10 protein-coding genes and 1 tRNA gene are annotated in these 10,740 nt (G+C 60.7%); 1 reads left to right on the plus strand and 10 read right to left on the minus strand.

The genetic code is table 11. The annotated features are described in order from the left end of the window. Window positions 1-280: 280 nt before the first annotated feature. A complete protein-coding gene (locus WC739_RS21975; protein ID WP_372955104.1) occupies window positions 281-1,444 on the minus strand; it encodes an acyltransferase family protein in 1,164 nt (387 codons plus the stop codon). A gap of 562 nt (window positions 1,445-2,006) precedes the next feature. Then, window positions 2,007-2,082, minus strand: a tRNA-Lys gene (locus WC739_RS21980). 298 nt (window positions 2,083-2,380) lie between these two features. On the opposite strand from WC739_RS21980, the gene WC739_RS21985 reads away from it, so the two are divergent. Further along, window positions 2,381-2,869 (plus strand): BA14K family protein, encoded by a 489-nt coding sequence (locus tag WC739_RS21985; RefSeq protein WP_372955105.1) that lies wholly within the window; start codon window positions 2,381-2,383, stop codon window positions 2,867-2,869. A gap of 89 nt (window positions 2,870-2,958) precedes the next feature. On the opposite strand, the gene WC739_RS21990 is transcribed toward WC739_RS21985, so the two are convergent. From WC739_RS21990 to WC739_RS22025, 8 genes are all read right to left on the minus strand, one after another. Then, window positions 2,959-3,441 (minus strand): DUF6882 domain-containing protein, encoded by a 483-nt coding sequence (locus WC739_RS21990; RefSeq protein ID WP_372955106.1) that lies wholly within the window; start codon window positions 3,439-3,441, stop codon window positions 2,959-2,961. A gap of 9 nt (window positions 3,442-3,450) precedes the next feature. Continuing rightward, the gene (gene glpK / locus WC739_RS21995; RefSeq protein WP_372955107.1) at window positions 3,451-4,944 is read right to left on the minus strand and encodes a glycerol kinase GlpK; all 1,494 of its coding nucleotides are present in this window, start codon (window positions 4,942-4,944) and stop codon (window positions 3,451-3,453) included. A gap of 89 nt (window positions 4,945-5,033) precedes the next feature. Then, complete coding sequence (locus WC739_RS22000; protein ID WP_372955108.1) at window positions 5,034-6,758, minus strand: carbohydrate ABC transporter substrate-binding protein; 1,725 nt, start codon at window positions 6,756-6,758, stop codon at window positions 5,034-5,036. A 77-nt stretch (window positions 6,759-6,835) separates the two neighbouring features. Further along, on the minus strand, window positions 6,836-7,123 hold the full coding sequence (locus WC739_RS22005; protein ID WP_372955109.1) for a DUF2160 domain-containing protein: 288 nt from the start codon (window positions 7,121-7,123) through the stop codon (window positions 6,836-6,838). Window positions 7,124-7,125: 2 nt separating this feature from the next. After that, window positions 7,126-8,010, minus strand: coding sequence for a carbohydrate ABC transporter permease (locus WC739_RS22010; protein ID WP_372955112.1), 885 nt, complete (start codon window positions 8,008-8,010; stop codon window positions 7,126-7,128). A 37-nt stretch (window positions 8,011-8,047) separates the two neighbouring features. After that, entirely contained in the window at window positions 8,048-8,914 is an 867-nt protein-coding gene (locus WC739_RS22015; RefSeq protein ID WP_224664988.1) for a carbohydrate ABC transporter permease, read from the minus strand. Continuing rightward, on the minus strand, window positions 8,915-9,982 hold the full coding sequence (locus tag WC739_RS22020) for an ABC transporter ATP-binding protein (protein ID WP_372955110.1): 1,068 nt from the start codon (window positions 9,980-9,982) through the stop codon (window positions 8,915-8,917). Between the two features lie 9 nt (window positions 9,983-9,991). Continuing rightward, window positions 9,992-10,740: ABC transporter ATP-binding protein (locus WC739_RS22025; protein ID WP_372955111.1), on the minus strand; the 749-nt coding region annotated here is incomplete at its 5' end.

Here is a 10,740-nt window from a genome sequence, read left to right on the forward strand (position 1 = left end):
CGGCCAACTCGGGCCGCATGGCGCTATCCGCATGTGTCTTGGCGTCATGTGTCGTGGCGTTTTGCATGGCGGCCAGTCTGGACTACCGACGTGCAAAAGCCTTGATTTCGGTCAAACGCCTGCCTTGCAGACAAGATGCCTCGTGGCACTTGCGCCGCCAACTATGCGCTGACTTTTGGCGTTGAATTTGGTGAGCGACGGGATTTGTCGGCCGTGGCGCCCAACCCTCGGTCCTTTCCCAGGCAAAGTTTTTCCTTTACCGCGCGGCGACGCACCCCTTTCAGATTTTTGCCGAGGCGGCGGTTTCCTCGGTTGGATACTGAGCGCCCTCTCCTGCCGCAATCATCCTGCCCGTCAGTGAACAGCGTTTCCTAAGCGACAGCACTGGCTTCTCAATCAAGTGCCACGAAATTGCAGCGACGCAGAGAACGACGGCGCCAACGGTCAACGTCAGTGTGACAATGCCGACTACCGTGCCGACCAGGATTGACGGCCCGACCAGGATAGCGAGCTGAATGAAGGGCACGTGGTAAAGATAAACGCCATAGGAATAATCCCCGCCCTCTAGGATCCTCGGGAGCACCAAGCGCGAAAGGCCGGAGTAAATGGTTATGTAGGTCAGAACTGGCATCAGGATCAGCCTGTCTGCAACACTTCCAGTTGCGCTCGTTTCAAGCAGGAGCATGGCGGACGCCGCGACGCCGACGCAGGTACCAAACAGCATCCTGCTCATCGGGATTCTATCGCGCAACTGATACGCAATGATGCCGCACAGGAAGGCCGTGATGAGGTGGGCGCCACGGCCTACGAAGATGATATGTAGGGCTGAGACTTCCCCTGCCTCGGCAGACGCGAAATGCTCGACCATAATGCCTGCGAGGAGAAAGATCGCTAGCAGCAGAACAGTCGCCACCGGCCGCCGCACCACGCCTGTCACCATCATGACCGACATGATTGTGTAGCAACATATCTCCCATGGAATGGTCCACAGCGCGCCGTTGACCTGCGGCACCGGAAGGCGTGTAAACACGCCCGGCAGTTGGAAATGCACCCAGCCGATAATATTCAGCATATATGCAAAGAAGCCTGCATTGGTGAAATAATTGGCTAGCGGCAGAGTGGTGACGGCCGGACCAATGATGAAGGCGCACACCAGAATATCAACCGCTAGCGCCGGGACGATGCGCAGCGCGCGATTGATCAGGAAATCTTCCAGGCTGAGACGTTGCGCGCTGGCTGTGATCAGAAAGCCGCTAAGGGCGAAAAACATCGGAACCAGGCTGTATTCAAGGAACCAAAGCACTGGACCATGCGCGAGATCCCAGTGGTCCGAATTGGTAAGAACGTGATAGAAAACGATGGAGAAAGCCAACGTAATGCGCAGAAAATTGAAGCCCGGACCGTAGCCTCTATAGGAGGTCAACATAGCACCAAAGGTCTTCATCAACACTCTCCGCAGACGCGACGCCAGCCTCGCGCCTCATCATTTGGATGCTTCTTACAGTGTGTTCTCCAATAAAAAGTAAGCGGGGGTATGGCGGTGTTTAGAACTGCGTTTTTCTCCGCCTCGATGCCCAGTTTCGCGCCGCGAACGCGGCTCCGAGCTTGGCAGCCGATTCTTCGGTCGCGTAAGGCGGCATCACCGAGGCGCTTGCCGAACTCGCGTTGCCGCCGGGGCGCCGTCCGATGGGTCAGCTCGTGAAGCAAAACTCCATAGCAGGCCGCTGGTCGACGTGCCGGCGAACAGATGCTGCGGCGGCAGCCCGATTTCGTCGGCACTTGGCCTCTAGAAGCTTGTGCGCCCTGGTGGGTGATCGCTACATGTCCGAAAACCCGCACGCCGGAAGACAACCAAGTATTCCTGATCGCGCAGGCCGATATCTTTCATCACCGCAAGCTATTCCATCGCCCTTCTCGGACCACCACTCCAAGACCCTTCGGGCCAAAGGTGTTACCTTCTGTCCGGCATAAACCGTAAACTGTGTCCGGAACGGAACTGAACTAATTGGTGAGCGCGATGGGATTCGAACCCATGACCTACTGATTAAAAGTCAGTTGCTCTACCGGCTGAGCTACGCGCTCCCGTGGGCTCGGAAGGCCGCCCTCGAAATTGCGCGGAACATAGGGAGAGTGCCTCGACCGGTCAACCGGAAAAAGCGCGCCGGCCAAGTCGGACAGGAGCGGCTCGGACCGGCTGCTGTAGCCAACGCCACGCAGGTTGTTTTCCAGCCCGCGCGCCGGCTGGCTGGACTGAGTTACGTGGATGCCAGCGGGAGAAACATTACAAGTCAGCAACTTGGGATTGCGGGAGGAACCTTGACCTCTCTTGCTCGTTGTCTTGCCACAAGGGACGTCAATCACCCTTTCGAAGGAGAAGACAATGAATAAGATCGTATCGGGCATATTGGCGACCTCGCTGGCTGCTTCGTTTGCGCTGTCTGCCATTCCGGCCTACGCAGCTCCGGCGTTCGTGCCGCAATCCGCTCCTGTGTCGGCCGACGTGCAGTCGGTAGACTATAAGCCGTGGATGCAGAACCGCAATTTCGGCCGCAAGTTCAACGGCAACAGGAATTTCGGCAATCGGAATTTCTCGCGTAACCACGATGGCGGCGGCTATTGGAATGGACATCGCGGGTACCGTGAGTACCATCGCGGTTACCGTCGCCACGGCGATTACTGGTTCCCGCTTGCGGCTTTCGCGACTGGTGCCCTGATCACCGGCGCGATCGTCAACAGCGAGAACAACCGCGTCTCTGAAGGCAATTCGCATGTGCAGTGGTGCTACGACCACTACCGGAGCTACCGGGCGTCCGACAACACGTTTCAGCCAAACAATGGTCCTCGTCGCGAGTGCCGCTCGCCCTACTGATCGTCCAACGATCTGAATGCGTGAACCGATATGAGTATGGAAGTCCGCGCCGGAAACGGCGCGGACTTTTTTCGGCATGGGCGTAGTCGTCAAGTCGCCCAAGCGATGCTTTTTATGATCAGGTACAAGCCGCCGCCCTCTCCACGGGGGGAACGGTAGACTCCAACCGCATGGCAAATTCGAACTGTCGTAGCGGACAATTCCCATCCGAGCACTTCCAGATCGTCTCGGGCGTCTGTTACATAGGGCTGGGCCAATTCGTCTATGCCGTTCTCTTCCCCGAAGGATCGAACCATTCTTGCATCGAACAGCATCTCGCCAGGCAGGTTCGAGTTTGACCAAGCCCAGAGCCAGTTCCCTGCTTTCACGCTGGTGCTGCCCGCGACCTGGATTTCGGCGATAATTTTGATGACTTTCTCATCTGAGAAAACCAGTTTTCCAGATGTCAGATCGTAGTCGTAGCGGGACCAGCCACCCAATCGGAATTCATCCTGCAAGCGCCGGTTCTTGTCATTCAGTTGATCGACGGCCTCGGCGCGCCAGTGGGCATACCAATCCGGGTTCGTCATCATTCACCTCGCTTACGGCTTGCTCAGCGTTCTGCGCACCGCGTCGCGCCACCCTGCGAGTTTCGCTGAACGGTCGGCGCTGTCCATCGCGGGCTGGAACCGCCGCTCCAACGCCCAGCTCTTCGCGAATTGCCGCTGCGCGGGCCAGACGCCCGCCTTCGAGCCGGCAAGCCAAGCCGCGCCGAGAGCGGTCGTCTCCAAGATGGTCGGGCGGTCGACCGGCGCATCGAGGATGTCGGCCAGCCGCTGCATCGTCCAGTCCGATGCCACCATGCCGCCATCGACCCTGAGCACCGTCCTGGCGGCCGCGCCCTTCCAGTCCTTGCGCATGGCGTCAAGCAGGTCGCGCGTCTGGTAGGCGACGGATTCCAGTGCGGCACGGGCAAATTCAGCCGGTCCCGAATTGCGGGTCAGCCCGAAGATGGCGCCGCGTGCCTCGGCGTCCCAGTATGGCGCGCCGAGACCGACAAAGGCCGGCACCAGATATACGTTTTGCGTCGGATCGGCCTCACTGGCCAGTTGGCCGCTATGCTCAGCCTTGCCGATCACCTTTATGCCGTCGCGCAGCCATTGCACGGCCGCTCCGGCAATGAAGATAGAGCCTTCCAGCGCATAGGTCGTCTTGCCGTCCAGCCGGTAGGCTATGGTGGTCAACAGGCGGTTCTTCGAGCGCACCATATCGCCGCCCGTATTGAGCAGCGCGAAACAGCCGGTGCCGTAGGTGGACTTCATCATGCCCGGCTCGAAGCAGGCCTGGCCGATGGTCGCGGCATGCTGATCACCGGCAACGCCGAGGATTCTTATCTCGGCGCCAAAAAGCTTTTTCTCCGTGATTCCATAGTCATCCGAGCAGTCCTTCACCTCGGGTAGCATTCTCGCGGGAATTTTGAGGATAGACAGCAATTCGTCGTCCCAGTTGTTCTCCGCGATGTTGTAGACGAGCGTGCGCGAGGCGTTGGTGGCATCGGTGGCGTGGACCTTGCCTCCGGTCAGCCGCCATATCAGGAAACTGTCGATCGTGCCGGCCAGCAATTCGCCCTTCTCGGCGCGCTTTCGGGCGCCTTTCACCTTGTCGAGGATCCAGGCAATCTTGGTGCCGGAGAAATAGGGATCGAGCAGCAGGCCGGTCTTGCGGGTGAATGTCTTTTCCAGTCCCTGCTTCTTGAGTTTCTGGCACAGCGGCGCGGTGCGCCTGTCCTGCCAGACAATGGCGTTGTGGATCGGCTTGCCCGTCGCCCGATCCCAGATGACAATGGTCTCGCGCTGATTGGTGATGCCGAGCGCTGCGACCTGGGACGCAGGCCGGTCGGCCTTCTTCAACGCCAGCTTCACGGTCGCCAGCACGCCGGCCCAGATATCCTCCGGATCATGCTCGACCCAACCGGACGCCGGATAATGCTGGGTGAATTCCTTTTGACCGCTGCTGACGATGTTCATCCGGCCGTCGAACAGGATGGCCCGGGTGGACGTGGTGCCCTGGTCGATTGCCAGCACAAAACCGCTCATTCCAATGTCCTTCGTCTCGACACAAACGGGGGAGACGGCAACATGCCGCCTCCCCCAAATTTCACGCGGGCGCGGACGCCCACGGCAGCCTATTTCTGCCAGCTCTTGACCAGTTCGTCGTAGTTGACGGTCTGCGGCTTTTCCTTCTCGTTCTCGATCTTCAGCTGAGGAGCGAGATTGCCGGCCTTGACGGCGTCGGCATTCCAGTAGGCCAGATCATGCTCTTCGGCGAGTTTCGGCCCGATGTCGCCCTGGACACCGGACTTCTCGATACGGGCCATGACCTTCTCCTGCTCGGCGCAGAGCGAGTCCATGGCTTCCTGCGCGCTCTTGGCGCCCGAGGCCGCGTCGCCGATTGCCTGCCACCAGAGCTGTGCCAGCTTCGGATAATCAGGCACGTTGGTGCCGGTCGGCGACCACTGGACGCGGGCCGGCGAGCGGTAGAACTCGATCAGACCACCAAGCTTCGGCGCACGCTCGGTGAAGCTCTTGTCGTGGATCGTGGAGTCGCGGATGAAGGTCAGGCCGACATGGCTCTTCTTCACGTCCACGGTCTTCGAGGTCACGAACTGGGCGTAGAGCCATGCCGCCTTCGCCCGGTCTTCCGGCGTCGACTTCATCAGCGTCCACGAACCGACGTCCTGGTAGCCGAGCTTCATGCCGTCCTTCCAGTAGACGCCATGCGGCGACGGCGCCATGCGCCACTTCGGCGTGCCGTCGTCGTTCATCACCGGCAGGCCCGACTTGACCATGTCGGCGGTGAAGGCCGTGTACCAGAAGATCTGCTGGGCAATGTTGCCCTGCGCCGGCACGGGGCCCGATTCGGAGAAGGTCATGCCCTGTGCTTCGGCCGGAGCGTACGCCTTCAGCCAGTCGAGGTATTTCTGGATCGAATAGACCGCCGCCGGGCCATTCGTGTCGCCGCCACGCGCGGTGCAGGAGCCGACCGGCTGGGACTTCTCGTTGACCTTGATGCCCCATTCGTCGACCGGCAGGCCGTTCGGAATGCCCTTGTCGCCATTGCCGGCCATCGACAGCCAGGCGTCGGTGAAACGCCAGCCGAGCGACGGGTCCTTCTTGCCGTAGTCCATGTGGCCATAGACCTTCTTGCCACCGACATCGCGGCCGGTGAAGAACTCGGCGATGTCCTCATAGGCCGACCAGTTGACCGGCACGCCGAGGTCGTAGCCGTACTTGGCCTTGAAGTCGGCCTTGTTCTTCTCGTCGTTGAACCAGTCGTAACGGAACCAGTAGAGGTTGGCGAACTGCTGGTCGGGAAGCTGGTAGAGCTTCTTATCGGGCGCCGTGGTGAAGGACGAGCCGATGAAGTCCTTCAGGTCGAGGCCGGGATTGGTGACATCCTTGCCTTCATTGGCCATCCAGTCGGTCAGGTTGCGCACCTGCTGGTAGCGCCAGTGGGTGCCGATCAGGTCGGAATCGTTGACCCAGCCGTCATAGAGGTTCTGGCCGGTCTGCATCTGGGTCTGGATCTTCTCGACGACGTCGCCTTCCTGGATGACGTCATGCGTGACCTTGATGCCGGTGATGGCGGTGAAGGCCGGGGCTAGCACCTCAGACTCATATTTGTGAGTCGTCAGGGTTTCGGAAACCACCTTGATGTCCATGCCCTGGAAGGGCTTGGCTGCGTCGATAAACCACTGCATTTCGGCTTCCTGATCGGCGCGCGAAAGCGTCGAGAGATCGCCTATCTCCTTGTCCAGAAAGGTTTTTGCCTCATCCATACCGGCATAGGCATTGCCGACGCCGAGCAATAGTACAAGGGCTGTCGTTGATGTTAGAAATTGCCGTCGCATGTGTTTCCTCCACTGTTCAGGTTTCAAGTGCGATCGGAGCGGTCGCCGGCACGCGGCCGCTCCAACAGTTTCCCCCTCTATACGTAGCGGAACACGCCAATCGCGTAGACCACGGAGAGAGCGAGAGCCCACCACAGGCTGGGTCCGACAAGACCCAACCAAGCGAGATGGATAAAGGCGCTGCCAAGCAGCGAAACGAACAGACGATCGCCGCGCGTCGTCTCGAAGCGCAGCAGGCCGACGCGAGGGTTGCCGCCCGGCGAGGCGTATTCCCAGACGCCCATGCCGACCAGGAGCAGCGCGATGACGACGAAGAAGATCGCCGTCGGTGGTGTCCACGCCATCCAGGACAGGTTCAAATTCATGGTCACACCCTCCCCAGGGCAAAGCCCTTGGCGATGTAGTTGCGCACGAACCAGATGACGAGCGCGCCGGGGATCAGCGTCAGCACGCCGGCGGCCGCCAGCAGGCCCCAATCCATGCCCGACGCCGATACGGTGCGCGTCATTGTCGCGGCAATCGGCTTGGCGTCGGTCGTGGTCAGCGTGCGGGCGATCAGCAGTTCGACCCATGAGAACATGAAGCAGAAGAAGCAGGCGACGCCGATGCCGCTGGCGATCAGCGGCATGAAGATTTTCAGGAAGAAGCGCGGAAAGGAATAGCCGTCGATATAGGCGGTCTCGTCGATCTCCTTCGGCACGCCCGACATGAAGCCTTCGAGGATCCACACCGCGAGCGGCACATTGAACAGGCAGTGGGCCAGCGCCACCGCGATATGCGTGTCGATCAGGCCAAAAGCCGAGTAGAGCTGGAAGAACGGCAGCGCGAACACCGCCGGCGGCGCCATGCGATTCGTCAACAGCCAGAAGAAAAGATGCTTGTCGCCGAGGAAGCGGTAGCGTGAGAAGGCGTAAGCCGCAGGCAATGCTACCGACACCGAAATCACCATGTTCATAACGACATAGGTGATCGAATTGATGTAGCCGGAATACCAGACCTTCTCGGTGAAGATGGTGACGTAGTTGGCGACCGTCGGCGCATGCGGGTAGAGCGTCAGCGAGTTGACTATCTCCGCATTGGTCTTGAAGCTCATGTTGATGAGCCAGTAGATCGGCAGCAGCAGCACGATGATGTAAAGCGTCGGCACGATCCACCACCAGCGCGATTCCTCGCCGCGCCGGCGCATGCGCCTGTCGAGATCGCTCTGCGACAGCGAACTGGCGAGGCCTTCCGAAGCCGCAGTCCCGTTCATCGCCTTGCGCTCGGTCCGTTCATTGGCGCCAGCCATCTCAACGCTCCGCGTCGTAGTTGGTCATCACGGTGTAGAACACCCACGACAACAACAGGATGATGAGGAAGTAGACCAGCGACATGGCCGCCGCCGGGCCAAGATCGAACTGGCCGAGCGCCGTCTTGACGAGGTCGATCGACAGGAACGTGGTCGAGTTGCCCGGCCCGCCGCCGGTGACGACAAAGGGCTCGGTGTAGATCATGAAACTGTCCATGAAGCGCAGCAGCACCGCGATCAACAGCACACGCTGCATCTTCGGTAGCTGGATGTAGCGGAACACCGCCCAGCGCGAGGCGCCATCGATCTTTGCCGCCTGGTAGAACGCATCGGGGATCGAGACCAGGCCGGCATAGCAGAGCAGCACGACAAGGCTGGTCCAGTGCCAGACGTCCATGATGATGATGGTCACCCAGGCGTCGAACGGATCCTGCACATAGTTGTAATCGATGCCGATCGCGTTGAGGTAATACCCCAGAAGCCCGATGTCGTTGCGGCCGAACACCTGCCAGATGGTGCCGACCACATTCCACGGGATCAGCAGCGGCAATGACATCAGCACCAGGCAGACCGGGACGCCCCAGCCCTTTTTCGGCATGTTGAGCGCGATGAAGATGCCGAGCGGCACTTCGATCGCCAGGATGATGAAGGAGAAGACAAGGTTGCGCACCATCGCTTCCCAAAAGCGGCTGGACGACAGCAGTTCCTCGAACCATTCGGTGCCGGCCCAGGTGAAGACATTGTTGCCGAACGTGTCCTGCACCGAATAGTTGACCACCGTCATCAGCGGAATGACGGCGGTGAACGCCACCAGCACCAGCACCGGCAGTACCAGGAACCAGGCCTTGTTGTTCCAGGTCTTGTCCATCTATGCCCCCATCTCGACGCGCCAGGAGTCGGCATAGATGTTGATGCCGGCCGGATCGAACCGCACCTTCGGTTCGGCGGGCACTGTGTCATCCTCGCCGATTATCGCGGCGATGTCGCGGCCTTCCAGCCTGGCGCGCACCACCTTGTGGCGACCGACATCCTCGACCTTGCTGATCGAGACCGCCATGCCGTCGCGGCCGAGCCGCACATACTCCGGGCGGATGCCAAGCTCGACGGTACCGCTGCCTGTCTGTGGAGCACCAGGCAGCTCAATCCGCTGCGAGCCGAGCGTCGCCGTCTTGCCGTCGACCGCTACCGGCATGACGTTCATTCCGGGCGAGCCGATGAAATAGCCGACAAAAGTGTGGCGTGGCCGCTCGAACAGTTCGGCCGGCGTGCCGATCTGGACGATGCCGCCATCATACATGACCACGACCTGGTCGGCGAAGGTCAGCGCCTCGGTCTGGTCGTGGGTGACATAGACCATGGTGTAGGCGAAGCGGCGGTGCAGCTGCTTCAGCTGCGAGCGCAGCACCCATTTCATATGCGGGTCGATGACGGTCAGAGGCTCGTCGAACAGGATGGCGTTGACGTCGGAGCGCACCAGCCCGCGGCCAAGCGAGATCTTCTGCTTCTGGTCGGCGGTCAGGCCCCTCGCCTTCTTCTTCGCCCAGGACGCCAGGTCGATCATCTCCAATGTCTCGCGCACCTTGCGATCGACATCGGCTTCCGGCACGCCGCGGTTGCGCAGCGGGAAGGCCAGATTGTCGTACACGGTCATGGTGTCGTAGATCACCGGGAACTGGAACACCTGCGCGATGTTGCGCTCCTGCGTCGACAGATTGGTCACGTCCCTGCCATTGAACAGCAACCGGCCATGCGAGGGGTGCAGCAGGCCCGAAATGATGTTCAGCAGCGTGGTCTTGCCGCAGCCGGACGGTCCCAACAGCGCATAGGCGCCGCCATCCTCGAACACATGGTGCACCTCGCGCAGCGCGAAATCGGCATCGGTGCGCGGGTTTGGCAGGTAGGAATGCCTGACATTGTTGACTTCGATGCGCGCCATCCCGGCCTCCTATGCCGCGAGCTTCGGCGCGCTCATGGCGCGGCCTTGCCCGTCGAAGACCATAATGTGGCGCGGATCGATGAACACCTCGATCACGGCGTCGGTCTCGAAGTCGCGAATGCCGTGGGTCAGCATGACCCAGCGTGCATCGGCGAAGTCGAGATGGATGAAACTCTCCGACCCGGTGATCTCCGTGATCGTCACCTTGGCCCGCACCGATACCGCCGACGCGTTGGGTCGCTCCAGCGACAGGTGGTGCGGCTGAAACCCGATCGTGTAGTTGGCGTCGGGGATGCCTGCAAGTTCGGCCGGGACCGGCAGGTTCACGGCGCCGTCCAGCTGGAAGACCGGACCTTTCTTGGCGAGCACGATCGTGTTCAGGGGCGGATCGGCGAAGGTCCTGGCCGTCACCAGATCGACCGGCTCGCGGAACACCTCGATGGTCGGACCGAACTGGGTGATGCGGCCTTGCGACAGTGTCGCCGTATTGCCGCCGAGCAACAGCGCTTCATGCGGTTCGGTCGTGGCATAGACGAAGATCGTGCCCGCGGCGGCAAAGATCCTCGGCAATTCAGCGCGCAGTTCCTCGCGCAACTTGTAGTCCAGATTGGCCAGCGGTTCGTCGAGCAGAACAAGGCTGGCATTCTTGACGATGGCGCGCGCCAAGGCAGTGCGTTGCTGCTGGCCTCCCGACAGGCTGAGCGGCGTGCGGTCGAGATATGGCGTCAGCTTGAGCAGGGCCGCCGCTTCACGCACCT

The organism is Mesorhizobium sp., from assembly GCF_041661565.1.
In the GTDB taxonomy this organism is placed as follows: Bacteria; Pseudomonadota; Alphaproteobacteria; order Rhizobiales; family Rhizobiaceae; genus Mesorhizobium.

Bases quoted from the DNA above. Each gene is read 5' to 3' on its own strand.
- WC739_RS21975 (WP_372955104.1), bottom strand. From the start codon at position 1,444: ATGAAGACCTTTGGTGCTATGTTGACCTCCTATAGAGGCTACGGTCCG.
- WC739_RS21985 (WP_372955105.1), top strand. From the start codon at position 2,381: ATGAATAAGATCGTATCGGGCATATTGGCGACCTCGCTGGCTGCTTCG.
- WC739_RS21990 (WP_372955106.1), bottom strand. From the start codon at position 3,441: ATGATGACGAACCCGGATTGGTATGCCCACTGGCGCGCCGAGGCCGTC.
- glpK (WP_372955107.1), bottom strand. From the start codon at position 4,944: ATGAGCGGTTTTGTGCTGGCAATCGACCAGGGCACCACGTCCACCCGG.
- WC739_RS22000 (WP_372955108.1), bottom strand. From the start codon at position 6,758: ATGCGACGGCAATTTCTAACATCAACGACAGCCCTTGTACTATTGCTC.
- WC739_RS22005 (WP_372955109.1), bottom strand. From the start codon at position 7,123: ATGAATTTGAACCTGTCCTGGATGGCGTGGACACCACCGACGGCGATC.
- WC739_RS22010 (WP_372955112.1), bottom strand. From the start codon at position 8,010: ATGAACGGGACTGCGGCTTCGGAAGGCCTCGCCAGTTCGCTGTCGCAG.
- WC739_RS22015 (WP_224664988.1), bottom strand. From the start codon at position 8,914: ATGGACAAGACCTGGAACAACAAGGCCTGGTTCCTGGTACTGCCGGTG.
- WC739_RS22020 (WP_372955110.1), bottom strand. From the start codon at position 9,982: ATGGCGCGCATCGAAGTCAACAATGTCAGGCATTCCTACCTGCCAAAC.